Source organism: Candidatus Palauibacter scopulicola (genome assembly GCF_947581915.1).
GTDB lineage: Bacteria > Gemmatimonadota > Gemmatimonadetes > Palauibacterales > Palauibacteraceae > Palauibacter > Palauibacter scopulicola.
Genome location: NZ_CANPWG010000065.1, coordinates 186946 through 213331 on the forward strand (window position 1 = coordinate 186946; position 26386 = coordinate 213331).

32 protein-coding genes, 1 tRNA gene and 1 other RNA gene are annotated in these 26386 nt (G+C 68.8%); 28 read left to right on the plus strand and 6 right to left on the minus strand.

Features of this window, described 5'->3' with window-relative positions; translation table 11 throughout:
* The 10 genes from RN743_RS13415 (at nucleotide 1) to selB (ending at nucleotide 9939) form a co-directional block, all read left to right on the plus strand.
* Nucleotides 1–480: a PTS sugar transporter subunit IIB gene (locus tag RN743_RS13415; protein WP_310780556.1), complete on the plus strand. Its 480-nt coding sequence runs from the start codon at nucleotides 1–3 to the stop codon at nucleotides 478–480.
* Nucleotides 477–1166, plus strand: a complete 690-nt coding sequence (locus RN743_RS13420; protein WP_310780558.1) for a PTS sugar transporter subunit IIC — start codon at nucleotides 477–479, stop codon at nucleotides 1164–1166. The genes RN743_RS13415 and RN743_RS13420 overlap by 4 nt, the downstream gene beginning before the upstream one ends.
* Nucleotides 1163–1891: a PTS system mannose/fructose/sorbose family transporter subunit IID gene (locus tag RN743_RS13425; protein WP_310780560.1), complete on the plus strand. Its 729-nt coding sequence runs from the start codon at nucleotides 1163–1165 to the stop codon at nucleotides 1889–1891. The genes RN743_RS13420 and RN743_RS13425 overlap by 4 nt, the downstream gene beginning before the upstream one ends.
* Nucleotides 1892–1976: 85 nt before the next feature.
* Nucleotides 1977–2279: an HPr family phosphocarrier protein gene (locus tag RN743_RS13430; RefSeq protein WP_310780562.1), complete on the plus strand. Its 303-nt coding sequence runs from the start codon at nucleotides 1977–1979 to the stop codon at nucleotides 2277–2279.
* Complete coding sequence (gene ptsP, locus RN743_RS13435; protein WP_310780564.1) at nucleotides 2276–4024, plus strand: phosphoenolpyruvate--protein phosphotransferase; 1749 nt, start codon at nucleotides 2276–2278, stop codon at nucleotides 4022–4024. The genes RN743_RS13430 and ptsP overlap by 4 nt, the downstream gene beginning before the upstream one ends.
* Before the next feature lie 106 nt (nucleotides 4025–4130).
* The gene (gene metK, locus RN743_RS13440) at nucleotides 4131–5273 is read left to right on the plus strand and encodes a methionine adenosyltransferase (protein WP_310780566.1); all 1143 of its coding nucleotides are present in this window, start codon (nucleotides 4131–4133) and stop codon (nucleotides 5271–5273) included.
* Nucleotides 5274–5309: 36 nt separating this feature from the next.
* Nucleotides 5310–5849, plus strand: coding sequence for a bifunctional nuclease family protein (locus RN743_RS13445; protein WP_310780568.1), 540 nt, complete (start codon nucleotides 5310–5312; stop codon nucleotides 5847–5849).
* 254 nt (nucleotides 5850–6103) lie between these two features.
* Nucleotides 6104–7240, plus strand: coding sequence for a hypothetical protein (locus RN743_RS13450; protein ID WP_310780570.1), 1137 nt, complete (start codon nucleotides 6104–6106; stop codon nucleotides 7238–7240).
* 27 nt (nucleotides 7241–7267) lie between these two features.
* On the plus strand, nucleotides 7268–7999 hold the full coding sequence (gene recO / locus RN743_RS13455) for a DNA repair protein RecO (RefSeq protein WP_310780572.1): 732 nt from the start codon (nucleotides 7268–7270) through the stop codon (nucleotides 7997–7999).
* Nucleotides 8000–8028: 29 nt separating this feature from the next.
* Entirely contained in the window at nucleotides 8029–9939 is a 1911-nt protein-coding gene (selB, locus tag RN743_RS13460; protein WP_310780573.1) for a selenocysteine-specific translation elongation factor, read from the plus strand.
* A gap of 27 nt (nucleotides 9940–9966) precedes the next feature.
* On the opposite strand, the gene RN743_RS13465 is transcribed toward selB, so the two are convergent.
* Together RN743_RS13465 and RN743_RS13470 are read right to left on the minus strand one after the other, a co-directional pair.
* Nucleotides 9967–10323, minus strand: a complete 357-nt coding sequence (locus RN743_RS13465; protein ID WP_310780574.1) for a hypothetical protein — start codon at nucleotides 10321–10323, stop codon at nucleotides 9967–9969.
* On the minus strand, nucleotides 10323–10775 hold the full coding sequence (locus RN743_RS13470) for a PTS sugar transporter subunit IIA (RefSeq protein WP_310780575.1): 453 nt from the start codon (nucleotides 10773–10775) through the stop codon (nucleotides 10323–10325). Before RN743_RS13470 ends, RN743_RS13465 begins: the two co-directional genes overlap by 1 nt.
* 193 nt (nucleotides 10776–10968) lie before the next feature.
* Between RN743_RS13470 and ssrA the strand changes: the two genes are divergently transcribed.
* Both ssrA and RN743_RS13480 read left to right on the plus strand, forming a co-directional pair.
* Nucleotides 10969–11339, plus strand: a transfer-messenger RNA (tmRNA) gene (gene ssrA / locus RN743_RS13475).
* Between the two features lie 98 nt (nucleotides 11340–11437).
* On the plus strand, nucleotides 11438–11905 hold the full coding sequence (locus tag RN743_RS13480) for a GreA/GreB family elongation factor (RefSeq protein ID WP_310780576.1): 468 nt from the start codon (nucleotides 11438–11440) through the stop codon (nucleotides 11903–11905).
* A gap of 30 nt (nucleotides 11906–11935) precedes the next feature.
* Here RN743_RS13480 and RN743_RS13485 read toward each other — a convergent pair whose 3' ends face one another.
* From RN743_RS13485 to RN743_RS13495, 3 genes are read right to left on the minus strand one after another with little or no spacing between them, the layout of a single operon-like run.
* The gene (locus RN743_RS13485; protein ID WP_310780577.1) at nucleotides 11936–12916 is read right to left on the minus strand and encodes an MlaD family protein; all 981 of its coding nucleotides are present in this window, start codon (nucleotides 12914–12916) and stop codon (nucleotides 11936–11938) included.
* A gap of 42 nt (nucleotides 12917–12958) precedes the next feature.
* A complete protein-coding gene (locus RN743_RS13490) occupies nucleotides 12959–13801 on the minus strand; it encodes an ATP-binding cassette domain-containing protein (RefSeq protein WP_310780578.1) in 843 nt (280 codons plus the stop codon).
* Nucleotides 13802–13814: 13 nt separating this feature from the next.
* A complete protein-coding gene (locus RN743_RS13495) occupies nucleotides 13815–14645 on the minus strand; it encodes an ABC transporter permease (RefSeq protein ID WP_310780579.1) in 831 nt (276 codons plus the stop codon).
* Between the two features lie 207 nt (nucleotides 14646–14852).
* On the opposite strand from RN743_RS13495, the gene RN743_RS13500 reads away from it, so the two are divergent.
* The 3 genes from RN743_RS13500 (at nucleotide 14853) to RN743_RS13510 (ending at nucleotide 15885) form a co-directional block, all read left to right on the plus strand.
* Nucleotides 14853–15242, plus strand: a complete 390-nt coding sequence (locus RN743_RS13500) for a RidA family protein (protein ID WP_310780580.1) — start codon at nucleotides 14853–14855, stop codon at nucleotides 15240–15242.
* Nucleotides 15243–15280: 38 nt separating this feature from the next.
* Nucleotides 15281–15376 (plus strand) — tRNA-Sec (locus tag RN743_RS13505).
* A gap of 266 nt (nucleotides 15377–15642) precedes the next feature.
* Complete coding sequence (locus tag RN743_RS13510; RefSeq protein WP_310780581.1) at nucleotides 15643–15885, plus strand: hypothetical protein; 243 nt, start codon at nucleotides 15643–15645, stop codon at nucleotides 15883–15885.
* 7 nt (nucleotides 15886–15892) lie between these two features.
* Here the strand turns inward: RN743_RS13510 and RN743_RS13515 are convergent, their stop codons facing one another.
* A complete protein-coding gene (locus RN743_RS13515) occupies nucleotides 15893–16636 on the minus strand; it encodes a UDP-2,3-diacylglucosamine diphosphatase (RefSeq protein WP_310780582.1) in 744 nt (247 codons plus the stop codon).
* An 84-nt stretch (nucleotides 16637–16720) separates the two neighbouring features.
* Between RN743_RS13515 and RN743_RS13520 the strand changes: the two genes are divergently transcribed.
* The 13 genes from RN743_RS13520 (at nucleotide 16721) to RN743_RS13580 (ending at nucleotide 26386) form a co-directional block, all read left to right on the plus strand.
* Nucleotides 16721–17164: a thioesterase family protein gene (locus tag RN743_RS13520; protein WP_310780583.1), complete on the plus strand. Its 444-nt coding sequence runs from the start codon at nucleotides 16721–16723 to the stop codon at nucleotides 17162–17164.
* 660 nt (nucleotides 17165–17824) lie between these two features.
* Entirely contained in the window at nucleotides 17825–18337 is a 513-nt protein-coding gene (gene lptE, locus RN743_RS13525; RefSeq protein WP_310780584.1) for an LPS assembly lipoprotein LptE, read from the plus strand.
* 163 nt (nucleotides 18338–18500) lie between these two features.
* On the plus strand, nucleotides 18501–18980 hold the full coding sequence (locus RN743_RS13530; protein ID WP_310780585.1) for a Na+/H+ antiporter subunit E: 480 nt from the start codon (nucleotides 18501–18503) through the stop codon (nucleotides 18978–18980).
* A complete protein-coding gene (locus RN743_RS13535) occupies nucleotides 18977–19258 on the plus strand; it encodes a monovalent cation/H+ antiporter complex subunit F (RefSeq protein WP_310780586.1) in 282 nt (93 codons plus the stop codon). Before RN743_RS13530 ends, RN743_RS13535 begins: the two co-directional genes overlap by 4 nt.
* The gene (gene mnhG, locus RN743_RS13540) at nucleotides 19258–19578 is read left to right on the plus strand and encodes a monovalent cation/H(+) antiporter subunit G (RefSeq protein ID WP_310780587.1); all 321 of its coding nucleotides are present in this window, start codon (nucleotides 19258–19260) and stop codon (nucleotides 19576–19578) included. Before RN743_RS13535 ends, mnhG begins: the two co-directional genes overlap by 1 nt.
* 83 nt (nucleotides 19579–19661) lie before the next feature.
* Nucleotides 19662–20156: a DUF4040 domain-containing protein gene (locus tag RN743_RS13545; RefSeq protein WP_343219041.1), complete on the plus strand. Its 495-nt coding sequence runs from the start codon at nucleotides 19662–19664 to the stop codon at nucleotides 20154–20156.
* A complete protein-coding gene (locus RN743_RS13550; RefSeq protein WP_310780589.1) occupies nucleotides 20153–20575 on the plus strand; it encodes a Na(+)/H(+) antiporter subunit B in 423 nt (140 codons plus the stop codon). The genes RN743_RS13545 and RN743_RS13550 overlap by 4 nt, the downstream gene beginning before the upstream one ends.
* Nucleotides 20572–20943, plus strand: a complete 372-nt coding sequence (locus tag RN743_RS13555) for a cation:proton antiporter subunit C (protein WP_310780590.1) — start codon at nucleotides 20572–20574, stop codon at nucleotides 20941–20943. The genes RN743_RS13550 and RN743_RS13555 overlap by 4 nt, the downstream gene beginning before the upstream one ends.
* On the plus strand, nucleotides 20940–22439 hold the full coding sequence (locus RN743_RS13560) for a monovalent cation/H+ antiporter subunit D family protein (RefSeq protein ID WP_310780591.1): 1500 nt from the start codon (nucleotides 20940–20942) through the stop codon (nucleotides 22437–22439). The genes RN743_RS13555 and RN743_RS13560 overlap by 4 nt, the downstream gene beginning before the upstream one ends.
* A complete protein-coding gene (locus RN743_RS13565; protein ID WP_343219033.1) occupies nucleotides 22436–23902 on the plus strand; it encodes a monovalent cation/H+ antiporter subunit D family protein in 1467 nt (488 codons plus the stop codon). Before RN743_RS13560 ends, RN743_RS13565 begins: the two co-directional genes overlap by 4 nt.
* A 3-nt stretch (nucleotides 23903–23905) precedes the next feature.
* A complete protein-coding gene (locus RN743_RS13570) occupies nucleotides 23906–24217 on the plus strand; it encodes a hypothetical protein (protein WP_310780592.1) in 312 nt (103 codons plus the stop codon).
* A complete protein-coding gene (locus RN743_RS13575) occupies nucleotides 24207–25949 on the plus strand; it encodes a Na(+)/H(+) antiporter subunit D (protein ID WP_310780593.1) in 1743 nt (580 codons plus the stop codon). Before RN743_RS13570 ends, RN743_RS13575 begins: the two co-directional genes overlap by 11 nt.
* On the plus strand, nucleotides 25946–26386 hold the full coding sequence (locus RN743_RS13580; protein ID WP_310780594.1) for a PaaI family thioesterase: 441 nt from the start codon (nucleotides 25946–25948) through the stop codon (nucleotides 26384–26386). Before RN743_RS13575 ends, RN743_RS13580 begins: the two co-directional genes overlap by 4 nt.

The following is a 26386-nucleotide window of genomic DNA, read 5'->3' on the forward strand; positions in this document are numbered from 1 at the left end:
GTGGCGCTCGAACTCCTCCGGATCGATGAGCGTCTGATCCACGGCCAGGTGCTCGTGGGCTGGGGACGTCCCCTGGACCTCGACTTCTACGTCATCGTCGACGAACCTCTCGCTTCCAGCGCGTGGGAGCAGGAGCTCTGGGCCAGCGCCCTCGACGACGAAGAAAGCGCCGAGTTCCTCGGGGTGGACGAGGCAGCGCGGCGCTTCGGGGAACTGAGCGCCCGGGTGGAGCGGGGCGCGCTCCTGACGCGGGATACGGCGACGATGCGGGCACTGGCCGAGCGTGGGTGCCTCGACGGGCGGACGGTGAACGTGGGAGGCGTGTACGCCGCGGCAGGGCGGAGGAAAATCCTCGACTACGTCCACCTCTCGCCGGAAGAGGTCGAGGACCTGCGGGCGATCGGTGAGCACGCTGCCGTGAGCGCCCGCAACCTCCCCACCGCACCCGAGGTCCGTCTCGACGCGCGGAAGCTCCGATGACCGGGGTCGAGCTCACGGTCGGCGACTGGGCGCTGGCCTGTCTGCTCGGCGCGGTCATCGGTCTCGACGAGGTGTCCTGGCCCCAGGCCATGTGGTCCCGGCCCATCGTGGCCGGCACGCTGGGAGGCATGCTTTTCGGGGCGCCCGCCGCCGGTTGCCTGGTCGGAGTCTGGCTGGAACTCGTCCTGTCGCGACATCCCTCCTTCGGCGGCGCGCGGCATCCGGAGGCCGGGCCGGCCTCTTTCACGGCGGGGGCGGCGTACGCGATCGCCGGCGGCGGCACCCCGGGCGGGATCGTCGCCGCGGTCGCGGTCGGGTGGGCGGTCGGGTGGACGGGCGCGTACTCGGTGACCCTCCTCCGGCGCGTGACGCCGCGCCTCGTCTCGCGGCCCGAAGGCTTTGGCGGGGGGGGCGCCGCCCTCGCGCGACGCCATAGGCTGGCGATGGCCCTGGACGGGTTGCGCGCAGGATTCCTCGTCGCCGCGCTGCTCGTGCCGTCGACGCTGTTCGTGCGTCTGCTGTCGACGCAGCCACCGGGCGCCGCGTGGTGGCCCGTCGTGGCGGGGCTCGGACTCGCCGGAGCCGCGGGCGTCGGGGCTCGCGGGCTCGGCGCGCGAGCCCGCCACTGGCCCGCGCTGGCGGCCGGATGCGTCCTGGGGACGGTCCTCGCCCGGGTGCTCTCGTGAAACCGCGCAGAAGGGATTTCGCACGCGCCATCCTGCGCAGCTTTTCCATCCAGGGTTCATGGAACGACCGCACGATGACGGGGCCCGGACTTGCGCATGCGCTGGCGCCGCTTCTGGCGCGGATCCACGCGGGCGATCCGGCCGCGTTCCGGCAGGCCGTGCAACGTCATTCGCGAGCCTTCAACGCGCATCCGTACCTCGCTCCCGTCGCGATCGGGGCCATCGCGCGCCTCGAATTCGATGGCGATGACCCCGACACCCTGTCGCGCTTCCGTTCCGCCCTCCGCGCGCCGCTTGGGGCGCTGGGCGACGGGGTCGCGTGGGCCGGATGGCGGCCCTTCTGCACATCCGCCGCGGCCATCGGGTTCGTGCTTGGACTCGACGCCCCGGTCGCGGCCGGCGCGTTCCTCGTTCTGTACAATGCCGGCCACCTCGCCCTCCGCATCTGGGGGCTGCGCTGCGGCTGGAGGTCCGGCCGGTCCGTGGCCTCCGCGTTGAAGCGCGCGCCGCTGCGCCGGCTGGAGAGAGCGTTCGTGTTCGCGAACCAGGTGCTCATCGGAGCCCTCGCCGCGCTGCTCATCGGCCAGCTTCCCGGAGCCGGCCTCGTCCCCTGGCGGGACGGCGGTGCAGTCATCGTGGCGCTAATGGGTTATCTTGTCCCCCGACACATCTCGGCGGTCGCCATGGCGAGCCTCCTCGCCGCGTGCGCGGTGTGGCTCCTGTGAGCGTCCCGACAGGCGGTGCAGCCTGCCGCGACGCGCGGCCCGACGCCGATCGTTCGCTCGACCGGAGCGGAAGGTTTCTGTGACGATGCGACACGAAGCAGCGGTACGTATTCGGAACCGGCTGGGGCTGCACGCCCGTCCGGCCGCGGAGTTCGTTAAGCTTGCGAGCCGGTTCCGTGCCGAGGTGAGGGTCGAGAAGGACGAACTGGAAGTGAACGGGAAGAGCATCATGGGGGTGATGATGCTCGCCGCCGAGGCCGGCGCCTCCATCCGCATCCGGGCCACGGGGTCCGACGCCGCCAACGCCGTCGACTCCCTCACCGAGCTCGTTCTGTCCGGGTTCAGCGAGGAACTCGCTCTGGACGTGGACGCGGACGGCCCGGCGTGAGCGAGGTTGTTCACGGGATCGGCGCCGCGCCGGGGCGCGCGCTCGGCGTGGTTCAGCGGATCGAGCGTCACGAGTGGCGGCCGGAGCACCGGACGATCCCCGCCGATGCCGTCGAGCGCGAGGTCGCGCGTTTCGAGGAGGCGCTGGCCTGGGCCGCCGACCGCGTCCGGGATACGCGCGAGCAGGCCGCGCGTTCGCTGGGCGAGGTCGAAGCGAACATCTTCGATCCGCAGATTCTCATCCTCTCGGACCCGGACCTCGTCGCGGGCACGATCCGCTATATCCGGGAAAACTTCCTCTCCGCGGAGCGCGCCTTCGACTGGCGCCTGACCGAACTTCGGACGGCGATCATCGATGCGGGGCACTTCATGGTCGTCGACCGGCTGGCCGACCTGCGAGACATCCGGTCTCGCGTCCTCGCGCGGCTCACCGGGCGCAGCGAAGACCCGCTCGCCCTTCCGAAGGAGCCCGGGCTCATCGCCGTCGACGACCTCACGCCCAGCTTCGCGGTGCGTCTCGACCCGGCACTCGTCCTTGGCGTGGCGAGCGGATCGGGGTCGCGGACCTCGCACAGCACGCTGGTTGCTCGCTCTCTGGGCATTCCGGCGGTCGTCGGACTCGGCGCCGACCTCGCGAAGATCGAAGACGGGACGACCGTTCTCCTCGACGGAGGCAACGGTCGCGTCCTGATCGAGCCCACGGAGGCGGAGAAGGCGGCACACGTGCGGATGGTCCGCCGGCTTTCAGCACGTCCCGCCGCCGACCTCACGCCCGAATCCGCGCCTCTGCTGACGGCGGACGGAGTCCGCGTCCATCTTCGCGCCAACATCGATCAGCCGCACGATGTGCCGGCGGCCCGGCGCGTGGGGGCAGAAGGGGTCGGGCTCTTCCGATCCGAATTCCTCGTCATCGGACGGAGGGTGATTCCAAGCGAGGAAGAGCAGTACGAAGCCTACCGCGAGGTCGTGGAGGGGTTTCCGAACGAGCCCGTGACGCTCCGGACGTTCGATATCGGCGGCGACAAGTTCCCGCTCTTTCTCGACCTTCCTCCGGAGGAAAACCCCTACCTGGGCTGGCGTGCCATCCGTGTGTGCCTGGACCGGCCGCAGCTCTTCCGCAACCAGTTGCGCGCCGCGATCCGCGCCGGAGGGCCGGAGGCCCGCATGCGGATCCTCGTCCCCTTCGTCATCTGCGAAACCGAGATCCTGCGCACGAAGGAAATCGTGGCGGAAGTCGGACGCGAGCTGGGTCAGGCGGAACCCGCCCCCTTCGGTGTGATGGTGGAGACGCCCGCCCTTGCCGACACGCTCGATCTCGTGGGGCGGCACCTCGATTTCATCAGTCTCGGCACGAACGACCTGACGCAGTATGCGCTCGCCGTGGACCGCGGCAACGCCCGGCTCCAGCACCTCTCGAACCCCATGCACCCCGCGCTCATCCGCAGCTACGAGCGGATCTTCAACACGGCCAGCGCCCTCGACCTCGACATCGGCGTCTGCGGAGACCTGGCCGCGGAACCGGTGGGACTCGCCCTCCTGCTCGGCCTCGGCTATCGGGATTTCAGTCTCGCGCCCGCGTCGATCCCCGAAGTGAGGGAACTCGTGGGACTCCTGTCCGTGGCCGAGCTGTCGGAACTCTGGAGCCGGGTCGGTCGTGCCGGCTCGCCCTCCGGGATGCCCGGCGAACTCCTCGCGCGGCTTGAGGACGCGATTCCGGTGGAGCCGTCGCCGCTGTACATGTCCTGATCACGCGGCGGCGACGTTGCCTCCGCCCGCCCGCGCGGCCACTATCTTGGCCGCTACGCCTCCTGCGGCGCTCCGCCGCGAACCTCGAAGTGGGAGAATCAGCCTCGTGAAGGGGATACAACCGTTTTCCTCCGAATCCGTGACCGAGGGACACCCCGACAAGGTCGCGGACCAGATTTCCGACGCAGTACTCGACGGCATCCTCGCGGAGGATGACCGGGGCCGGGTCGCATGCGAGACGCTCGTGACGACGGGCCTCGTCCTCGTGACCGGCGAGATCACCACGGCCGCCGGGATCGACATCGCGGCCATCGCCCGGGAAGTGCTGCGCGACATCGGCTACACGCGCGCCGAGCACGGAATCCGGTGGGACACGTGCAGCGTGCTGACCGCGGTCGACGAGCAGTCGCCGGACATCGCCCAGGGGGTGAATGTCGGCGGGGCCGGAGATCAGGGGATGATGTTCGGATACGCGACGGACGAGACGCCGCAGCTGATGCCCCTTCCGATCATGCTGGCGCACGCGCTGGCGAAGCGCCTGGCCGACGTACGGAGATCCGGGGGGATCGCGTGGCTGCGGCCGGACGGGAAGGCGCAGGTATCCGTCGAATACCGGGACGGCGAACCGGCCCGGATCACCACCGTGGTCGTCTCGGCCCAGCACGACGGCGACATCGCGCCGGATGAGATCGAAGCGGCGATCAGGGAACAGGTCATCGGGCCCGTGCTGCCGGGCGAGCTCTACGACGAAGGCCGGGCGCAGTGCCACATCAACCCCACGGGTCGTTTCGAGATCGGCGGACCGCAGGGCGATGCGGGCCTCACGGGGCGAAAGATCATCGTGGACACCTACGGAGGCGTGGGCCGGCACGGGGGCGGCGCCTTCTCGGGGAAGGATCCGTCGAAGGTCGACCGCTCGGCGGCATACGCGGCGCGGTGGATCGCCAAGAACCTCGTCGCGGCGGAACTCGCCCGACGGGCCGAAGTCCAGCTCGCCTACGCCATCGGGGTCGATGAGCCCGTCAGCGTGAGGGTCGACACTTTCGGCACGGGGCGCCGGCCGGACGACGAACTCGCCGGCCGGGTGACGGAAGTGTTCGACCTTCGGCCGCGCGCGATCATCGAGCGGCTCGGACTCCGGAAACCGATCTACCGCCGGACCGCCGCTTACGGGCACTTCGGCCGCGAGCCCGAAGGCGATGCGTTCACGTGGGAGAGAACCGATCGAACCGATGCCCTCGCCGGCTGACCCTCTACGTCGGGGCAGGAGGGGGAGGGGGCCGGAATGACGGAGTCCGGGATGCTGGAGGTCGCCGTGGCCAGCCTTGGACTCGACAAGACGACGGGTGCCCCCGTCGTCATTCTCAGGGAGAAGGACGGCGAGCGCTTCCTCCCGATCTGGATCGGACCCGGCGAAGCTTCGGCCATCGCGATGGAACTCGCCGGAGTCCAGTTCACGCGTCCCCTCACGCACGATCTCTTCAACGCCGTGGTGCGCGGGCTGGACAGCACCTTCGTCCGCGTACTCATCACGAAGGTGGTCGACAACACCTACTACGCGTCGCTCGTGTTCCGGCGAGAGGACGAGTTCATCTCCATCGACGCCCGTCCCAGCGACAGCATCGCGCTGGCGCTGCGAGCCGGCGTCCCGATTCATGCGGCGGAGAGCCTCCTCGAGGCGAGCGCGTTCGAGATCGACGAGACCGGAGTGGCCGAGGGGGAAGCGCCACCTCCCGGAACCGGGCCCTCCCGGGCCCCCGAAGAGCCGCTGAGCGACTACCTCAAGGGGCTTGACCCGGAGGACTTCGGTCGCTTCGAGCCCTGAACGACGCTACAACGGGGAGCCGTTTCCCGTGCGTGGCGGGGAGGCGGCGAGCGGCGCGTCGTCGCCGATGGAGGTCCTCCAAACGTTGTTCTGGCGGAAGCTCGCCGGACCCGAACGGGCGGAGCGGCGTCCGCTTGCCGTGCACCACCCGCGAGCGGACCTTGCCGGGAAGCACCGAACCGCCGGGGTGCCGGCGGCTCCCGGTCGGCGAACGGTCGCGGGCCGCACAGGGTTGGGCATCAGAGGAGCGGATCATGCGGAGACGTAGCTGGACACGGATTGGGGCGCTGGCGATCGTCGCCGGGTGTGGCGGTTCGAACGGGACGGGGCCGGATAACCCGGGCGTCGTCACGCCCGACCGCTCGGAATTCGCCGTTCTCAACTCCATCTCCGGGACCCTGCAGCAGTTCAACCGGATCGGCGGCGCGCTCGTCCCCTTCGGGCGTGACATTCAGCTTGGGGCGGGGTTCAGGGGCGAGACGGCGGATTTCATCCAGGATCTCTGGGTGACGGCGTGGGACGCTCCGGAGGGGAGCCAGGTCCTCTTCGGTTCCTTCTCCACCGACGAACGGACGACGGCCGTCTTTCCGAACAACGCCATCGTGGACCCCGGTAAGCCCACCGTGATCTTCGATGCGGGCGGTACGGTGGGCGCGCTCATTCCCGCCCGGGCGCTGGACGAGGTGTACGTGGCCTTCCCGGGCACTCCGATGGCGCAGATCGCCGTCGAGGCGGTGGGCACCTTCGTGGAGCGAGTGATCCCGGCCGGGCAGTTCCTCGTCTCCGCCGACGGCAACCTCGACGACGCGGACGGCGGACGCGAACCCCTCGGCCCGCCCCGCATCGTCCTCCACGAGTTCATCAGCGGCAGCTACTTCGACGAGCTGAGGCTTCCGGAAGGCACGGTCGGGGTCACCGAAGCCATAGTGCTCGAAGACAACATGCTCCTGCTGGCCGGCGGGGGAGTCGATCCGGCGACCTCCGCCGGGCTGGGGGACGGGAATCTCGTCGAGATCGACATGTCGGCCCGGAGCGTGCAGGACGTGAACGCCCTCGGCGGAAACGGACTCTCCATGGAGGCCGGGCGGGACGGGCTCGTCTATGTCGTGCGAACGAAGGGTGTCGACACGGCGGAAACGGACGTGCTGACGTTCAGCTTTGCGGTTCGGTCGTGGATGAACGGGCCGGAAAACCCGATCCAGCCGCGCGACCGGGACGGCTCGAACCTCAACTGCCGGGTCGCGGCCGGATTCCTTGACGGCCAGATCCTCTGCGCCACCTACGTGGCCGCGGGCCAGGGACGTCTCGTTCTCCTTTCGGCCGAGGGCGAGTTCATCCACGAGGTGCCGATCGGGGCGGGAACGACCGATATCCTGCTTCGCCCGAGCTGACCGCGCCCGGGACCGGCAGTCCGCCGAGTGGGACTCGTAACGACCCGGGCGGTGGTCCTCCAAACGTACCGGTACAGCGAAACCAGCAAGATCCTGCGCCTGATGACGTGGGAACTCGGCCCCTGCTCAGCGCTCGCCCGCGGGGCGCTGCGTCCTCGAAGCCGCTTCGGCGGCCTGCTGGAGCCTTTCGTGGAGGGGGAGGCGACCTTCTACAGCCGGGAGGGACGCGACCTGCATACCCTCTCCAACTTCGAACTCCTCCGCGACCGGCGGGGCATCGACCGTTCGATCGAACTCTTCACGATCGCATCCGTGCTCTGCGAACTCGTGATGCGCCTCGCCCCGGAGCACAGCGATGCGGAGCTGTACCGCACGCTGACAAAGGGTCTCGACGGGCTCCACCGCCGGGTCCGGGAAAGGGCGTCGGCCGGCGGCCTCGAGTACGTCTGGGGTGTGGTCAGCGCCCTGGGGTTCCGCCCGGAGATCGAACGTTGCGTCGGTTGCCGGAATCCCATCGGAGCCGCGGGCGCGCGCTTCGACTTCGAGGCCGGCGGGCTTCGCTGCGCCTCGTGCGGTCCGATAGGGCCCGAACTTGATCCGGGGGAGCTCAATGCCCTTCGGATCCTCGTGTCCGGCGGGCCGGCGGAACGGAGCCGCGCCAACGGCCGCCAGGGCCGCTGGCTGGCCGAGTTCATCCGGCACCACGTGGCGGAGGGGGCGCAGTTGAAGTCTCTGCCTTTTCTGAGTCGGCTGGACTGAACGGCCCGTGAAGAACCGGTGAAGACACGGTGAGCGAGGGCGCGAGCGATCGGCGCGGGATCGTGATCGGGACGGCTGGCCACGTGGATCACGGCAAGACCGCCCTCGTGCGGGCGTTGACGGGGATCGAGACGGATCGCTGGCTGGAGGAGCAAAAGCGGGGGCTCACGATAGACCTGGGCTTCGCGCGGCTCGACCTCGACCCCGGCCTGGAGACGGGAGTCGTCGACGTCCCGGGACACGAGGATTTTCTCAAGAACATGCTCGCCGGGGCCACGGGCATCGATGTCCTCCTCCTGGTCGTGGCGGCCGACGAGGGCCCGATGCCTCAGACGCACGAGCACCTCGCGATCGCGCGTCTTCTGAACGTCCGGCGCGGGGTCGTCGCGCTCACGAAGCGGGACCGGGTCGATGAGGACTGGCTCGAACTCGCGAGCGAAACGACCCGGGAACTGCTGGACGAAGACCCCGCCCGGGCGTCGTGGGAGATCGTACCGGTCTCCGCCCTGACGGGCGAAGGGATCGAACCGCTGCGAGCCGCGCTGCGCAGGTCGACCGCGGAAATCCGCGCGCGCAGCGTCGAAGACCGCTTTCGGCTCCCGGTCGACCGGTCCTTCTCCATCCGGGGCACGGGTACCGTGGTGACCGGCACGGTATGGAGCGGATCCGTCGGCGTGGGCGACACCGTGCGCATCTTCCCGGGGGGCGGCTCGGCCCGCGTGCGCGCGCTCCAGGTGCATGAAGACCCGCGTCGCCGCGTCGCCGCCGGCCGCCGGTGCGCCGTCGCGCTCGTCGGCGTTGCGCCGGCTGCGGTGGCGCGGGGCAGCGTGCTGGTGGATCCGTCCGAGTGGGGGTCGAGCGAGCGTCTCGGCGTCCGTGTACGGGCGCTCGGGAGCCGCGACCGGCCCCTCCGGCACGGACAGCGCCTGAGGGTCTACCTCGGCACCCGCGAGGTCATGGCCCGACTGCAGACGGCCGATCGCCAGCCCGTCGCGCCCGGAGCGACCGCCTGGGCCGTGCTGGCCCTCGAGGCGCCGCTCCTCGCCCGGACCCGCGATCGGGCCATCCTCCGCTTTTATTCGCCGGTGACGACGATCGGCGGGATCCGCGTGGCGGAACTGAACCCGCCGCCCGACTGGCCGGCGCGGACGGGAGCCTGGCGGCGCATTCTCGACGGCGCCCCGGCGGAAGCGATCGCCGCCGCCGTCGCCCTGGAGGGCCTGCGCGGGCTTCCCGTCGCGACATCATCGATCCTCCTCGGCCGGCGCGCCCCCACGCTCGAGACGGCCGCGGAGGAGGCCGGCTGCGTGCACATCGGCGACCGCTGGTTCGCCGCCGACGCCGTGACCGAGGCCATGGAAGCCGTGGAGCAGAGCGTGACCCGTCTCCACGCCGCGGATCGCCGCGCCCCCGGCGTGTCGAAAGAGGCCGTGCGCTCCGCGATGGCGCCGTTCTGCGACCTCGAACTGGCGGAGACCGCCGTACGTCGCCTCCTCGCCGGTCGTGGCCTCCTTGAGAGCGGGCCGCGGCTGGCTCTTCCGGGCCATGCCCCCCGCCTCACCGCGCAGGAGGAGGAGGGGCGCGCGCAACTCGCCGGGACGATAGAAGCCGCCGGTCTGCAGCCACCGCTCGTCACGGAGTTGGGGAAGAAGCTGCGCCTGGACCGCGCCGTGCTCGACGACCTCCTCCGGCTGTTGCAGGAGTCCGGCCTGACGAAGGCGGTCACGCCCGAGCTGCACGTCGCCGTCGGGGCACTGGAGACGATGGAGGCGCGAGTGCGAGAGCTTCTCGCCGATGCCGCGCCGGTCCCTCCCGCGCGGTTCAAGGAGACGTTCGGGCTCTCCCGGAAGTACCTGATCCCGCTCCTCGAGTACCTGGACCGGGAGGGCGTGACGCGGCGAACCGCGAAAGGGAGGGTCCTCGCCCGCCCCGCCGACTAGCAGTCCGTGGCTGCCGGCAGTCCGGGTTCAGCCGACGTGGTAGAGGAAGCAGCCGCAGTACTCGCACGATTCGACGCGGAGATTCCGATCCGCCTCGGAGGCGCGAGCCGTCGAAACCGCCACGAAGCAGCCGTAGCAGATGCCGTTGATGACGGGTGCGACGACGCGCGGCGCCTTGTCGGCGATGCGGCGGTAGCGCTCCTGGATCCCCCGCGTCAGCCTCTGCGCCAGTTCCTCGACCTTCTCGTCGAGCAATCGGATCGCGTCTTCGATCTTCACGTCGAAGACATCCGCCTCGAGGTCCGTCAGCGTTCCGTCCGAGAGACCTCGACGCTGCATCCGCAGGTCCTGAATCTCAAGGAGGAGTTCGAGTTGCTGGTCCACTAGAGACCCTTCGCATCGAGCAACTCGATGAACTGGTCGGGACTCGAGATTTCAGCGAGCAATTCCGGCACGTCGGCCTCCTTGCCGAACTGCGCGATCTTCCCCAGCACCGGGAGATACTGATTCGAGACCTCGAGCGGCGGTGCGACGATGAGGAAGACGTACCGAACGGGCTTTTCGTCGATCGCCTTGAAGTCGAGACCCGAGAGCTTTCGGCCGAATGCAACCCTCAACCGGGTCACGACGAGCGAACGGCAGTGGGGGATCGCGATGCCGCGGCCGATCCCGGTCGAGCCGAGATTTTCCCGCCGCTTCAACATCTTGTAGAGGATTCCTTCAGACTTTCCGTCGAGACCCATACACGACACAAGTTCCTTCAGGGCCTCATCCTTCGTCTCCGCCGCCAGGTCGAGCTTGATGGCGGACGGAACGAACAGTTCTCGAAGCTGCACTTGGATCTATGTCTCCTCCCCGCGAACGCGGGGCGCATATCGAATCAACGGGAACCGGCGCCGCCGGACCCGGCAAACTCCGAGTATACCCGTGCCGGTTTCCGGCTGTCAAAAGAACTCCGGGGCCGCTCCCGGAACTTGCGCCGCACGCCGGGATAAACGACCGTGTGGGGTAGCCTTTGCGAGTATTCGGGGGGGCGACACGGCTTCGACGCGTGAACCGGAAGCCGCGGAAGCGTGCCGAGGTGCCCGGGGCCTCGTTAAACACCGGGAAATCTTCAGGTGCCAACAACGGTTTGGCTCTGGCTGCGTAAATCTGCGTAGCCCGTCCCCGAGAGATCCGGGCCCGAGGACCTCCCGGCGGACGTCGATGAATCGGGCTGGTCGCCCCGGCGCGCCGTGAGCCGCGGGTGACGAGAGCACGGCGAGAGCCGCGTACACGGCTGGTTTCGCAAGGGGTTGTTCGTGAACCCTCGCGGGATGAGACCTGATCACGGACTACGCACGTAGATGCCGTGGCGGATGGGCTCGCGGACGCGGGTTCGATTCCCGCCGCCTCCACTATTGCGATCGGTGCAGTGCTCCGCCCGGGGCGCCTCCCTTTCCGGGAGCGCCTCGGCTTTTTTTGCGGCCGGCCCGTCAACGGGTCGAGGAGGTTCCGGATGATCGAAGAACTGCAGCGCAAGATCGGGGACGAAGCGGAGACGCTCCTCCACGAGCTGAACGTCATCCTTCCGAAAGAGATCGAGAAGGCCGTCGCCCAGGGCGATTTGCGGGAGAACTCCGAGTACACCGCCGCCCTGGAGCGGCAGGGTTTCGTGCGGGCGCGGCTCGACTACCTGGCGCGCCGAATGTCGCAGCTCGGGGAACTCGATATCGAGAACATCCCGACGGACCGGGTCGGGTTCGGATCGAGAGTTGCGGTGCGCGACCTGGAGGACGACGAGATCGAGTCCTTCAACCTCACGATCGGTGACGACGTCGACATCGAGAACAACGACATCTCGATGGAATCGCCCATCGGCCGGGCGCTCCTCGGGAGAAGGAAGGGCGAACTCGTGAGCGTGAGGCTCCCCGCCGGCGCGCGCGAGTTCGAGGTCGTCGATTTCGAGACGCTCCACGACCTCTAGCACTGCCGGCCCGAAGCCTCCGTCCGGCCGCTAGAAGACCCGGATCGGCGGGATGAACTTGCCGGGGTCGGCCCGCACTTCGGCGAGGAACGCGTTCAGGTCCACCACGACCTTGAGGAACTCTTCGTACAGCGTCTCGTCGCCGATGAGCTGCCCAACCGCCCCTTCGCCGTCCTCGATAAGACCAAGGATGGTGTTGGCCCGGGTCGCGGACGATGCGATCGCCCGATACAGGGAGTCCGACGCCAGCATCCGCCCGAGCGTCCCTTCGCCGGCCGCCAGCGCCGCCGTCACCGTGTCGAAGCGGGCGGTGGAGGACACGAGGCGGTCGTACAACTCCGGATCCTCGAGCAGGCGGGCCAGCGAGCCCTCCCCGTCCGCGATCGGTCCCAGCACGGCCGCGAGGTTCTCGTTGAGGTCGACGAGGCCGTCGTAGAGCGCTTCGTCGACAAGGAGGCGTCCAAGCGAACCCTCGCCGCTCGAGACGCGCTCCAGCGTCGCGGAAAGATCGTTCGAGAGCTGCGTGAGACCGAGGACGGCGTCGGCCGCCTGCCCGAGGAGTTCGTCGTAGCTCAGCGCGGGCGCCGTTCCGATGGTGTCTCCCGGAACGAGGACCGCCGAGTCGGGAGATCCCGGTTCGATGTCGATGAGACGGTCGCCGAGCAGTCCCTGCGTCCGCACGCGGGCTCGCGAGCCGCGCCGGATCTGCTCGCGGACATCCACGTTGACTCCGAGCCAGACCGCGACCGCCGCCTCCGAGTCACCGCGCTCCTCCGGTGCGATGAATTCCACGCGCTCAACCTGGCCGACGCCTCGCCCGGCCACCTGGACGGGGGCTCCGGGGCGGAGCCCCGACGCGGATTCCATCAGCGCGACAAGCTGATAGCGCTCGCCGAACACGTCCCCGATCCGGCCCACGAACAGCACGCACAGCGCGAGCAGGACGAGAGAGACGATGAGGACGAACCCCACGCGCATCTGGTCCCAGGTGATCGGTTCCGACCGTCGCATCGTATCCCTGTGCCCCCTGTCTGACCGGTTGGCGGTCCGTGCTTAGCCCCGGAAAGCCCGAACATAGCGGTCTTCCGTCGCGTGCATCTCCTCCGGAGTTCCGCTGAAGATAATCTTCCCGTCCTTCAGGAGCGCGGTCTCGGTCGCGATTCTCGCCGCGGACCGCACATCGTGGGTCACGACGACCACGCAGACATGAAGCTCCCGCCGCAGCTTCAGGATCAGTTCATCGATCCTCCGCGTCGTGATCGGATCGAGCCCGCTCGTCGGTTCGTCGAACAGGAGGATGGGGGGGCGGTGCACGATCGCCCTCGCGATGGCGACGCGCTTGCGCATACCTCCGGACAGTGCGGACGGAAGCAGCGGGAGAACCATCGTCGGGTCGAGGTCCACGAAGGACAGCACCTCCTCCACGCGGTCCCGGACTTCGTCATCTCCCAGCTTCGTATGCTCGTAGAGCGGAAAGGCCACGTTGTCGAACACGTTCAGGGAATCGAAGAGAGCCGATCCCTGGAACACCATTCCCATCCGTTCTCGCAGCGCCAGGGCCTCCGGACGCGAAACGGCGCTGATGTCGCGTCCCTCGATGAGTACCTCGCCGCGGTCCGGGAGGAGGAGCCGGAGCATGAGGCGCAGGATCGTCGACTTCCCGACCCCCGACCCGCCGAGGATGCAGAGCGTTCCGCCCCGCGCGACGCCCAGCGAGACGCCCCGCAGCACCTCGTGATCTCCGAACGAGAGCCACACGTCCCGCAGTTCGACGATCTCGGGCTGCGCGGATCCGCCTCCGTGGGTCTCCAGCTCGCGGCGAATCTCGTCGCGCAACTCCGCCTCGAAGGCCTCGCTTCCCGGCTCCGGCCCGCCGGCGGGCGTGCGGTCGCTCACGTCGGATCCTCGCTCACCATTGGAAGATGGCGAGCAGGATCTGGGTGAGGAAGTAATCCACGGCGAGGATGAGAATGGAGGACGTCACGACGGCCCGCGTCGTCGCGCGCCCGACCCCCTCCGTACCGCCCTCCGCCCTGAGACCGTGGAAACAGCTCGTGAGCGCGATGATCCCGCCGAACGCGAAGGGCTTGCCCAGTCCCTGAATCAGGTCGATGGGGACGACCGTGAACACGAAGCCGGTCTGCGCGAGGGTTTCCCACACGGAGTTGATGTACAGCTCGGCCGTGAAGTCCAGCGTCAGCACGGCGATGAGGAGCCCGCCCAGGATGGCGATGGCATCGCCGATGATCGTGACCACGGGGAGCATCACGAGGGCGGCCAGGAAACGCGGCACCACCAGTTTCCGGATCGGGTCCACACCCATCGTCCGGAGCGCGTCGACCTGCTCCGTGACCCGCATCGCGCCCAGGGCCGCAGCCATGCCGGCCCCCGCGCGGCCGGTGACGATGAGCGCCGTGAGGACGGGTCCGAGTTCGCGGATCGTGCTCGCCCCCACCAGTCGGCCGATGTAGACCGTCGCCCCGAAACGTTCCATCTCCACGGCGGCCTGGAGAGCGAGCACCATCCCCGTGAAGAGGCCCGTCAGCATGACGATGAAGATCGAGGCGACCCCGATCGTGTCCATCTGCTGCACGAGGTCGCCGCGATAGAAGGGCCGACTCAAACAGGCCCTCGCCACGCGCACGAGAAGCCTGAAGTACGCCTCGACCGCGAAGGCCATGCGGAGTGCGGCATCGCGGGCGAGTCTTGCGGCGGAACGGCGAGCCGAGCCGTTGGGCACGATCTTTGGCGCTCTCCGGGGGATCGAAGTATGTTCGCCCGACCGCCAGAACGCGTTCGAACGCAACGACTCGCCTCCAGCGATGAGGCGTACGGGCGAGGTTACCGGCTCCCACCGATCCGATGCAAGGCAACGGCGACCCACGGGCACGCCGCGTCCTGCCCGGTGGCGGCGGCCGGTCGCCCGCCCCCGAAAGGAGCCTCGAGCATGCAGACCGGACCGGTCCACACCGACCATGCACCCGCCGCCGTCGGCCCCTACTCCCAGGGGTACTGGGCCGGCGAGCTGTTCTACTCCGCAGGGCAGGTGGGGCTGGTTCCGTCCAGCGGCGAGCTGGTGGGGCCCGACGTCGTATCCCAGGCGGAGCGCGTGATGACGAACCTCGCGGCCGTGCTGGACGAGGCGGGGCTCGCCTTCGGAGATGTCGTGAAGACGACGATCTTCCTCGCGGACATGGGCGATTTCGGTGCCGTGAACGAGGTCTACGCCCGCCATTTCGAGCCCCCGTTTCCCGCGCGCTCGACGGTCGCCGTGGGTGCGCTGCCCCTGGGGGCCCGGGTCGAGATCGAGGTGATCGGGCGCGCCCGATCGGGGTGAGATCGGTCGGACCGGAACGACGAACGATGCGGATGACCGGGAGCGGATGGTGACTGGTGTCGCCTGCGGTCTTCAAAACCGTTACGGGGCGTTCGCGCGTCCCGGGTGGGTTCGATTCCCACACGTTCCCGCCATTTTCGTCCTCGCGGCCCTTCTGACCGGCCAGGGCCTGGACCCCTCGCCGCTGTGCGGGCAGGATCCTCCGCCTCCCGCGGCCGCACCCGATTCCGCCGCGGCGGAATCGAGCCCCGCCGCCGACACGACGGGGGTCCGGCGCCCGCCCATCTCCCCGCTTGGCGCCTTCGGCCGCTCCCTGATCCTTCCGGGCTGGGGACAACTGGAGGTCGGGCGCCCGGCCCGCGGCGCCTTCTACTTCGCCGCGGAGTCCGTCTTCCTGTTCATGGTCTTCAAGTCGGACGCGCGCCTCTCGGCGGCGAAGGAGGAGTTGCCGCCGAACGAAGAGCGGATATCCAACCGCACGGGGCAGCGGGAGAACTGGATCGTCCTCGCCGGATTCTTCGCCTTTCTGAGCGGTCTTGACGCCTGGGTGTCCACGCAGTTCTGGGACTTCGAGCCCTCGATCGGCCCGCCCGCCGATGGGTCTGTCGGGATCGCCCTCGGCTTCAAGGTCGATTTCCCCTAGGCAGAGCTCAGCCTGCGCCGGGTCCCTGGTACGATTCGAGGCGGATCTCGTCCGGTGTCACGACGGCGAAGCTGTTGTGATGGAGCCAGTCACCCGAGTTGAGGTAGAACCTCCCCGGTGCGAGTTCGGTGACCTCCGGCCGGTGCGAGTGTCCGAACACGACGAGGTCCACATCCTCGTGAGCGGTCAGCACCTCGACCGCGTGCCGCGCGAGGAGCGACGCCCGGGGCGACTCGCTCCTCGCCCCCCCCGCCTGCGCCCGCCGTGTACCGCTGGCGAGCCGCGCGAGGGGGACCCCGAGGTCGGGGTGGACCCAGCGAAAGAGCCCGCGTGCCAACGGACTGCGGGCGGCCCGGCGCAGGACCCGGTAACCCCGGTCCGCGGGGCCGAGTCCATCGCCGTGCGCGATGTACGCCCGCCGCCCGGCGATGCGTCGCAGCGCCGGCTCTTCGAGGATTTCGACCCCGACCTCGTCACGGAGGAAGCTCCCCCCCCACGCGTCGTGGTTCCCGCCCATGAACAGCACCGGCATGCCGCCTTCCACGAGGTTCCGCAAGCGGGCGAGCACGTCGAGCTGCCCGCGCGGGATCACCTGCCGGTATTCGAACCAGAAGTCGAACAGGTCGCCGTTGATCAGGAGTTCGTCGCCCCAGCGCTTCGCCTCCTCGAGGAAGGCAAGAAACGCGCGCGCGTTCTCCTCGGCGACGGCCCCGAGGTGGATGTCGGACACGACGACGGTGCGTTCGGGCATGGGGCCGAAGCTCGGCGCGCCGGGCGCGGCACGTCAAACGGTGAAAGTTCGACACCCGGTGCGTCGCGGGAGCATATTGCGGGCATGGAAGGCGCAAACGGAGTCGGAACGACGGAAGTACGCGTACGGTATGCCGAGACCGACCAGATGGGGCGTGCGCACCACCGCCACTACCTCGTCTGGTGCGAACTCGGACGCACGACGCTCATGCGCGAGCGCGGCGTGTCGTACGCGGAACTCGAGCGCGGAGGCCTCTGGCTCCCGGTGTCCCGGGTCGAGGTCGAATACCGGATCCCGGTCGAGTACGACGAACTCATCCGCATCCACACCCGGGTGGAACGCGTCCGCAGCCGCGAGGTCGTGTTCGCCTACCGGATCGCGCGCGCCTCCGACGACGCGACGCTCGCCCGCGCCCGCACGGCCCTCGTGTGCACCGATGCGCGGGGCCGTCCGCACCGCTTTCCGGAGGCCGTGAGGCGGCAACTGCAGACTCTGCCGGCCGTCGCCGCCCCGCCGACCGCCACATGAGCCGTGCGCCCGCGCGCCGCGTCCTGCGGCTGCTCCTCATCGTGCCCCTCACCGCGTGCGGCGGCGGTTTCGAGCGCGGGGCCCCGATGCCGGATGCGGAAGAGATCGCGCGGCGCGCGCGCGCCGACTCGGGCACGGAGCAGCCGATGCACGTCGTCTTCCGGTGGGAATACGCCGGCGAGAGCGGCAACTTCCGCGGCGACGGCGCGGCCCGGGTGAATCCTCCCGACCGCTTTCGTCTCGACCTCTTCTCGACGGGGGAGGGAAGCCTCCAGGCCACGCTCGTCGACGGGGTTCTGGCCACGTCGGGCGACATCGAGGGCGTCGAACTCCCCCCGACCGTCTTCCTGTACGCCATGGCGGGCGTGTTTCGCCCCGGCGACATGCCTCCCGCCGCCGGCTTCGAGATCCCCGGTTCCCGCGTCCTCGAGTTCGCGGTCGAAGAAGGCGCGACGCGGAGCTATTATCTTGAGGAGGGACGGCTCACCCGCCTCGAGGAGCGGCGAGCCGACCGCCGCGAACGCTGGATCGAACTCGAGTGGGGAAGCGACCGCAGCTGGCCCAGGGAAGCCCGATATCGGGACATCGTGGACTCGAGCGGGGTCCTTTGGGAGCTGGTGAGCGCGACGGCTCAATCACAGCCATACGACGAGGAACACTATGTCCTGCCGATTCCGCGCCGGAGCGATGGCCGCGATCGCGATGCTCGCCGTGCTGGCCGGGTGCTACGGTTTCTCCGGCGGCGGCGGGCTGCCCAGCCACATGCGCACCGTGTGGGTCGCCCCGATCGAGAACGAGAGCACTCAGTTCGGCATCGCGGAGTCGCTGATGGACGAACTCCTCACGGCGGCGCGCCAGCGGCTGGGGCTGCGGCTCGCGTCCGAGGAGGAAGCCGACGCGGTCATCACGGCGCAGATCCGGCGCTACGCCGATGAGGCGGTCAACTTCGACGCGGTCGGGGGCGTGGGCGCGGACGTCTTCCAGCGTCGCGTCACCGTCAGCGTTTCCGTGGAGATCCTCGATGTGGCCGAGAACCTCATCATCTGGGGCAATCAGAGCCTGACCGGGACCGGCGAGTATGAACCCGGGGCGGAAACCGAAGACCAGGCGTTGATCGTCGCGCTGGAGAACCTCGTCCAGCAGATCGTCGACGGAGCGCAATCGCAGTGGTAGACTGACCGGCGTCGATCGCCGGGACGGGATCGGGCGGGAGCCTCTCGCGCCCGCGCGACCGGTTCGCCATTCTGTGGTCGACTTGTTTACACGGGCCGATAACCTTCACTCAACGTCCGGGCGCCGACATGCCGCCAGCCGCTCGACCCGCCACCCCGAATCCGTGACGTACGCCGTCGGCCTCGTCGCCATCCTGGCGGCCGTATGGCTCATCTGGTCGGGGCACTTCGAAAACCCGGTCATTCTAAGTCTGGGGGCGGTGTCCATCGGGCTCGTCGTCTTCATCTCGCTCCGCATGAGGATTGTCGATGACGAGGGGGCACCGATCCAGCTCCCGCTGGGGCTGGTCCGCTATCTGCCCTGGCTGGTGATCGAGATCGTGAAGGCGAATGTCGCCGTAGCCCTGCGCATCGTGAGCCCCGGGCTGCCGATCCAGCCCCGCGTGATACGGGTGCGGGCCGGGCAGCGCACGGACATCGGTCGGGTCATCTACGCGAACTCGATCACGCTCACGCCCGGCACCGTGACGGTCGACACGGAAGGCGATCACATCACGGTCCACGCCCTCACCCGCGAGGCGGCGGAAGGCGTGCTCTCGGGCGAGATGGACCGGCGGGTGGCGCGGGTCGAGGGGCGCGGATGACCCTCGCCGCCGTGGTCGCCGCGATCATCGTCACGATGGGACTCGCTCTCGTCCGGGCCGCGAAGGGTCCCACGGTCTTCGACCGCATCCTCGCGCTGAACATGTTCGGGACGAAGACCGTGCTGCTGATCGCGGTCATCGGATTCGTGACGGGCCGGCCGGATTTTCTCGACCTCGGACTCGTCTACGCCCTCATCAACTTCATCGGCGTCATCGCGGTGCTCAGATTCTCGAAGTACGGCAATTTCGCGGACCCGGACCGGGAGAAGGCGACGTGATGCCGGAGTCCGCGTTCGAGATCGTGAGCGCCGTGCTCATGCTGACGGGCGCCCTCTTCGCCGTCATCGGCGGGATCGGGGTCGTGCGCCTGCCCGACTTCTTCTGCCGCATCCACGGGGCCGGGATCACGGACACGCTCGGAGCGGGGCTCATCCTCACCGGGCTCATGTTCCTGTCGCCCGGGTGGATCGTGACCGCCAAGCTGGTTTCGATTCTCGTCTTCCTCTGGATCACGAGCCCGACATCCACGCACGCACTGGCCAATGCCGCGCTGGAGACCGGACTCCGACCGTACGTCGACGAGGCGGAGGAGGCGTGATCGATCCCGTAGCCCTGGAGATCCAGGTTGCGACGGCGCTGCTCCTCACGCTGCTCTGCGCGACGGCGGTCGCGGTGCTGCGGATGCGCGGGCTGTTCGCGGCCGTGATGTTGATGGGCATTTTCAGCTTCCTCGGCGCCGGCTGGATGCTCCTGCTGGATGCTCCCGACGTCGCCCTCACCGAGGCCGCCGTCGGCGCCGGGATCTCGACGATTCTCGCGCTCGCCACTCTGGCCCTCACCACGCGCAAGGCCAAGCGGCCGGTGCGACCCGCGGTGTTGCCGCTGGCCGTGGTGACGATCACGGGCGTCGCGCTCGTGTACGGCACGCTGGACATGCCGCGGTTCGGCGACCCCGAGGCCCCGGCCAGCAACTATCCGCTGCCCTCGTACGTCGAGCGGACGGACCACGACATCCACATCCCGAACGTCGTCACCGCCGTGCTTGGCAGCTACCGCGGCTACGACACGCTCGGAGAAACGGTCGTCATCTTCACCGCCGGCATCGCGGTGCTCGTTCTCCTCCGCGGAAGCCGCAAACGCCGGCCCGCGGCGGACGGCGGGGAGGACGACGCGTGACCGATCACACCATCCTGCGCGTGGTCAGCAAGTTCCTGCTGCCGTATGTCCTCCTCTTCGCCCTGTACGTCCAGTTCCACGGCGACTACGGACCGGGCGGAGGGTTCCAGGCCGGCGTCATCTTCGCGGCCGGGTTCGTGCTCTACGGGCTGATCTACGGACTCACGGCCGTGCGCCGCGTGGCGCCGGAGCGAGTGATCGAAATCCTGATCGCGGTCGGCGTGCTCATCTTCGCCGGCACGGGCGTTCTTACGATGCTTCGGGGCGGCAACTTCCTCGAGTACGGCGTCCTGACGCCGGCGTATCCGTCGTCGGGACAGCACTACGGGATCCTCGTCGTCGAACTCGGCGTCGGAGTGACGGTCGCCGCGGTGATCATCGCGATCTATTCGACCTTCGCGGGACGCGGGCGCCAGTGATCGAGTCCATCTTCGACTCCGCGCTCGGACTGTACAACTACTGGGTCGTCATCTTCCTGATGATGACGGGGTTCTACATCGTCATCTCGCGCGGGAACCTCATCAAGAAGGTCATCGGACTCAACATCTTCCAGGTCTCGGTCTTCCTCTTCTACATCACCGTCGGAAAGGTCAGCGGAGGCACGGCACCGATCACGGCCGAGGGGTTCGAGGTCTACAGCAACCCGCTCCCCAGCGTCCTCATCCTGACCGCGATCGTCGTGGGCGTCGCGACGACCTCCGTCGCCCTCTCGCTCGTCGTCCGCATCCGTGAAGCGTACGAGACGATCGAGGAGGACGAGATCTACGCGCAGGACGACCCCCGATGAACTGGCTGACCTCGGCGGTCGGAGATCAACTGCCGGTCCTGCAGGTCGTCATTCCGCTCCTGGCGGCGCCGCTCTGCATCATCCTGCGGCGGCGCTCCCTGGTGCTGCCCTTCGCGATCATCGTGTGCTGGGCCGCGTTCGGCGTCTCCGTCGCGTTGCTCCAGGAGGTGCTCGAGGTCGGCGCCATCACCTACGAACTGGGGGGCTGGGCCGCGCCGTGGGGCATCGAGTATCGCGTCGACGCCCTCGGCGCCTTCGTGCTTCTCTTCGTGTCGGGAATCGGCGCGCTCGTGCTGACCTATGCGCCGCGCAGTCTGATCGATGAGGTTCCCGCCGGCCGGCAATACCTCTTCTGCACGCTCTACCTGCTCTCCCTCACCGGCCTGCTCGGAATCGCGATTACCGGCGACCTCTTCAACGTCTTCGTCTTCCTCGAGATTGCGGCGCTCTCCTCGTACGCCCTGATCGCGCTCGGAGGGCGCAGGCAGGCGCTGCCCGCGGCGTTCCAGTACCTGGTCATGGGTACGATCGGGGCCACGTTCATCCTCATCGGCATCGGTCTCATGTACCAGATGACCGGGACGCTGAACATGGTCGACATGGCCGACCGGCTGCCCGCCGTCGAGGGCATGCGGACGGCGCTCGTCGCCTTCGGCTTCCTCACCGTGGGCATTGCCCTGAAGATGGCGCTCTTCCCGCTCCACGTCTGGCTGCCCAACGCCTACGCGTACGCGCCGTCCGTCGTCAGCGCCTTTATCGCGGCGACCTCGACCAAGGTCTCCGTCTACATCCTGCTGCGCTTCATGTTCAGCGTGTTCGGGCTCGAATTCTCGTTCGAGCACCTCGGGCTGGGGCGCGCGCTCATGCCGCTCGCCCTGGCCGGGATCTTCGTGGCCTCCACGGTCGCGATCTTTCAGCGCAACATTAAGCGGATGCTCGCCTATTCGTCGGTGGCCCAGGTCGGATACATGGTCCTGGGAATCAGCTTCGCGACGGCGACCGGGCTCACCGGGGGCATCGTCCACCTGTTCAACCACGCGCTCATCAAGGGCGGGCTCTTCATGGCCATGGGGTGCATCATGCTGCGGCTGCACTCCGTCGACCTCGATGACATGGCCGGGATCGGACGCGCGATGCCGTGGACGATGGCCGCGTGGGCGCTCGGTGGCCTCGGCCTCATCGGGGTCCCGGCGACGGCGGGCTTCATCAGCAAGTGGTACCTCATCGAGGCGGCGTTGGAGCAGGGCAGCGTCCTCGTCGCGGTCCTCCTGCTCCTCAGTTCGCTGCTGGCCCTCGTCTACGTGTGGCGCGTGGTCGAGACCGCCTTCTTCCACGAACCGAGCGAGCGGGCGCGCGAGGCGCGCGAGGCGCCGCTTTCGATGCTGGTCCCGACGTGGGTGCTGCTCGGCGCGACGGTCTTTTTCGGCATCTACACGGCGTACTCGGCGGGCGTGGCGGAGCAGGCGGCGGAGGCCGTGCTCGGCGGGCTCCGGTGAGCGGCATGGTGCCGCTGTACTGGGCGCTGGCGATCCCGCTCGCCGGCGCCGTGCTCATCGCCCTGTTCGGCCGCTGGCCCAACATCCGGGAAGCCGTCACGCTCGCCACCGGCGCGGCGCTCTTCTGGTTCGTCGCGTCGCTCCTGCCGCACGTCCTTGCCGGCGCGACCCCCGGGGTGCTCATGGTGCGGCTGCTTCCCGGCGGCCTCTCCCTCGTGCTCCGGCTGGAGCCCCTCGGGATGCTCTTCGCCCTGGTCGCGGCCGGGCTCTGGATCGTCACTTCGCTGTACTCGATCGGCTACATGCGGGGACACGCGGAGGTGCACCAGACGCGGTTCTACGTCTGTTTCGCGGTCTCCATTTGCGCCGCCATGGGCGTGGCGCTCGCGGGCAACCTGCTCACGCTGTTCCTCTTCTATGAGGTGCTGACGCTCTCGACCTACCCGCTCGTCTCGCACCACGGGACGCCGAAGGCGATGAAGGGCGCCCGCACGTATCTGGGCATCCTCGTCACCACATCCGTCGCGTTTCTGCTCCTCGCGGTCGCGTGGACCTGGGTGCTCGCCGGCACGCTCGACTTCCGCGTCGGGGGGATCCTGGCCGGCCAGGCGAGCGACGGCGTGCTCCTCGTCCTGCTCGCGCTCTTCGTGTTCGGGACGGGGAAGGCCGCCCTCATGCCGGTCCATCGCTGGCTGCCCGCCGCCATGGTCGCGCCGACGCCCGTGAGCGCGCTCCTGCACGCGGTCGCGGTCGTGAAGGCCGGCGTGTTCACGATCATGAAGGTCGTCATCTACATCTTCGGTCTCGACCTGCTGAGCGCGACCGGGATCAGCGTGTGGCTCATGTACGCCGCCGGCTTCACCGTCATCGCGGGCTCGCTCGTGGCCATGGCGCAGGACAATCTCAAGCGGCGCCTCGCATATTCCACGGTGAGCCAGCTCTCCTACATCGTCCTCGGGGCGGCGCTCGCGAACGCCTGGGGCGTGGTCGGCGGCAGCATGCACATCCTCATGCACGCCTTCGGCAAGATCACCCTCTTCTTCTGCGCCGGCGCGATCTACGTCGCGGCGCACAAGACGGAGATCAGCGACATGCGCGGGCTGGGCCGCGCGATGCCGATCACGATGGCGGCCTTCCTCATCGGGGCCCTCAGCGTCATCGGCGTCCCGCCCCTCGGCGGGAGCTGGAGCAAGTGGTACCTGGCACTCGGGGCGCTCGACGCCGGGCAGATCCTCTTCGTCGCCGTCCTCATGGTCAGTTCGCTGCTGAACATCGCGTACCTCGTCCCGATCCCCATCCGGGCGTTCTTCTCGAAACCCGCCGACGGGTCGGACCCGCCGCGCTTCAAGGAGGCGCCGGCGTTCTGCGTCGCGGCGCTCTCGTTCACGGCGGTCGGCTGCATCGTCCTCTTTTTCCTCGCGGACGATGTGTACCGCCTGCTCGTCCCCCTGGGCGGAGGGTAAGCCATGGCCGCTGACACGCACGACACGGGCGGACGGACGAAGGACCGGGGCCGGCACTACTTCGACGATCCGAAGCGCTGGAAGCGCCTGATCGCGATCCTGGTCGTGGTGTGCGGCGTGCTGTTCGCGCTCGACTTCGTGAATTTCCTGCAGCAGCGAATGGGGTGGTGGGAGTTGCGCCACCCGGAGCGCGACTGGGAGGGCCTGCCGCCCTTCTACGCGGTCTACGGCTTCCTCGCGTACACGGCGATCGTCTACACCGCCAAGCTGCTCCGGAAGGGCGTAATGCGGGACGAGGACTACTATGATCGGTAGCCTTCCTCCCGCCGCGATCATGATCCTCGGGGCGTTGCTCGTCCCCCTCCTCCGGGGCCGTGCGCGCACGGGCTGGGTCCTCCTCCTGCCCGTCGCGAGCCTCGCCGCCCTTCTCGCGGTGGGCGAAGGAGAGTTCGGGCAGATCTCGATCTTCTCGTACGAGCTGACGCTCGTCCGGATCGACGGGCTGAGCCGGATCTTCGGGTGGCTCTTCCACATCGCGGCCTTCATCGGGCTCATCTTCGCGCGGCGCGGAGGGAGCGCGCTGGAAGATGCCGCGGCGCTGGTCTACGCGGGCGCCGCCATCGGAGCCGTGCAGGCCGGCGACCTGATCACGCTCTTCGTCTTCTGGGAGCTTCTGGCCCTGAGTTCCGTCTTTCTGGTGTGGGCGCGCGGCACGGAACGTTCCTACCGGGCGGGGATCCGCTACCTGATCGTGCAGGTCGGCTCCGGGGTCGTCCTCCTGGCCGGCATCATCGCCCACGCGCGGGCCACGGGCTCCGTCGCCTTCGACCACCTGGGGACGGGGACCCTGGCGACGGGGACGCTGGGGACGAACCTCATCCTCCTCGGAATCGGCATCAAGGCGGCCTTCCCGCTGCTGCACAACTGGCTCACGGACGCCTATCCCGAGGCCACCTACAGCGGCGCCGTCTTCCTGAGTGCGTTCACGACCAAGGTCGCCGTTTACGCCCTGGCGCGGGGATACCAGGGCGAGGAGCTGCTGATCTGGGTCGGCGTTGTCATGACGATGTTCCCGATCTTCTACGCCGTGATCGAGAACGATCTGCGCCGGGTGCTCGGATACAGCATGATCAACCAGATCGGCTTCATGGTCTGCGGCGTCGGAATCGGCACCGAGATGGCCGTGAACGGGGCGGTTGCGCACGCCTTCAACGACGTGCTCTTCAAGGGGCTCCTCTTCATGTCGACGGGGGCGCTGCTCTACCGCGCGGGCACGACGAAGTGCAGCGAGCTGGGCGGACTCTACAAGAGCATGCCGAAGACGGCGGGTTTGTGCGTCGTCGGCGCCGCCTCCATCTCCGCCTTCCCGCTGTTCAGCGGGTTCGTGAGCAAGTCGATGGTGATGGCGGCGGCGCTGGAGATGAACCTCGACATCGTGTGGCTCTTCCTCCTGTTCGCCTCGGCCGGCGTGCTGCACCACGCGGGGATCAAGATCCCGTTCTACGGCTTCTTCGGGCCCGATTCCGGGATCCGCACGAAGGAGGCGCCGACGAGTATGCTCATCGCGATGGGGATGGCGGCCTTCCTGTGCATCCTCAACGGGTCGTGGCCAACGCTGTTCCTGTATCCGAACCTGCCGTACGAGGTGACGTACGTGCCGTTCACCCCCGCGCACGTGATCAGCCAGCTGCAGCTGCTCTTCTTCGCCGTGCTCGCCTTCGTGTGGCTGCGGCTCACCGACCGGGAACCGCACGAGCTGCCGTCGACGAACCTCGACGCGGACTGGTTCTATCGCCGATTCGGCAGGGGGCTGGCGCTCGCGGCGGGGGGCGTCTCGTCGCGGCTGCGGGAAGCCGTCGCGGCGCGCACCGTGGTCGCGGCCGGCGACGTGATCGGATCGGCCAGGCGCTACATGGGCCCGAGCGGCGTGTTGGGGCGTACCTGGCCCACCGGAGTCTCCGTCATATGGGTTGCGATCCTGCTCCTGGTGTTCCTGCTCCTCTACTACGCGACTACGCCCGTCACGAACGCCCTCCCGCCGCCATGACGGAGTCCGGCGCGGCGCGGACCGACGGGGCTCGGGATGCGGGCGCGCGGGCCCTGATCGAGTCCATCCTCGCCGACTCGGAGGCGATCGTCGCGCTCGGCGTCACGCTCGAAGAACTGGGCGACGACACCGCCGTCCTCCGGATGACCATGCGTCCCGACCTTACCCGAGACGGCACGATGTACCACGGCGGTCCGGTCGCCTCGCTGATCGACATCGCCGGGGACATGGTCGTCGCCGTGCGGGCCGGAGGCGGCGTCCCGACGATTTCGCTGCGGGTCGACTACCTGCGCCCCTGCACCGGCCCGTACCTGCTGGCCACGGCCCGTTTGCGGCGTCACGGCCGTACGATCTCGGTGTCGGACGTCGACGTGCACGACGATCAGGGGCGCCTCTGCGCGGTCGGACGGGGGACCTACTCGTCGCTGGCGGGCTGA

Bases quoted from the DNA above. Each gene is read 5' to 3' on its own strand.
- RN743_RS13420 (WP_310780558.1), top strand. From the start codon at position 477: ATGACCGGGGTCGAGCTCACGGTCGGCGACTGGGCGCTGGCCTGTCTG.
- RN743_RS13430 (WP_310780562.1), top strand. From the start codon at position 1,977: ATGCGACACGAAGCAGCGGTACGTATTCGGAACCGGCTGGGGCTGCAC.
- RN743_RS13445 (WP_310780568.1), top strand. From the start codon at position 5,310: ATGACGGAGTCCGGGATGCTGGAGGTCGCCGTGGCCAGCCTTGGACTC.
- RN743_RS13450 (WP_310780570.1), top strand. From the start codon at position 6,104: ATGCGGAGACGTAGCTGGACACGGATTGGGGCGCTGGCGATCGTCGCC.
- RN743_RS13480 (WP_310780576.1), top strand. From the start codon at position 11,438: ATGATCGAAGAACTGCAGCGCAAGATCGGGGACGAAGCGGAGACGCTC.
- RN743_RS13485 (WP_310780577.1), bottom strand. From the start codon at position 12,916: ATGCGACGGTCGGAACCGATCACCTGGGACCAGATGCGCGTGGGGTTC.
- RN743_RS13500 (WP_310780580.1), top strand. From the start codon at position 14,853: ATGCAGACCGGACCGGTCCACACCGACCATGCACCCGCCGCCGTCGGC.
- RN743_RS13510 (WP_310780581.1), top strand. From the start codon at position 15,643: ATGGTCTTCAAGTCGGACGCGCGCCTCTCGGCGGCGAAGGAGGAGTTG.
- RN743_RS13515 (WP_310780582.1), bottom strand. From the start codon at position 16,636: ATGCCCGAACGCACCGTCGTCGTGTCCGACATCCACCTCGGGGCCGTC.
- RN743_RS13520 (WP_310780583.1), top strand. From the start codon at position 16,721: ATGGAAGGCGCAAACGGAGTCGGAACGACGGAAGTACGCGTACGGTAT.
- lptE (WP_310780584.1), top strand. From the start codon at position 17,825: ATGTCCTGCCGATTCCGCGCCGGAGCGATGGCCGCGATCGCGATGCTC.
- RN743_RS13535 (WP_310780586.1), top strand. From the start codon at position 18,977: ATGACCCTCGCCGCCGTGGTCGCCGCGATCATCGTCACGATGGGACTC.
- mnhG (WP_310780587.1), top strand. From the start codon at position 19,258: ATGCCGGAGTCCGCGTTCGAGATCGTGAGCGCCGTGCTCATGCTGACG.
- RN743_RS13545 (WP_343219041.1), top strand. From the start codon at position 19,662: ATGCGCGGGCTGTTCGCGGCCGTGATGTTGATGGGCATTTTCAGCTTC.
- RN743_RS13560 (WP_310780591.1), top strand. From the start codon at position 20,940: ATGAACTGGCTGACCTCGGCGGTCGGAGATCAACTGCCGGTCCTGCAG.
- RN743_RS13570 (WP_310780592.1), top strand. From the start codon at position 23,906: ATGGCCGCTGACACGCACGACACGGGCGGACGGACGAAGGACCGGGGC.
- RN743_RS13575 (WP_310780593.1), top strand. From the start codon at position 24,207: ATGATCGGTAGCCTTCCTCCCGCCGCGATCATGATCCTCGGGGCGTTG.
- RN743_RS13580 (WP_310780594.1), top strand. From the start codon at position 25,946: ATGACGGAGTCCGGCGCGGCGCGGACCGACGGGGCTCGGGATGCGGGC.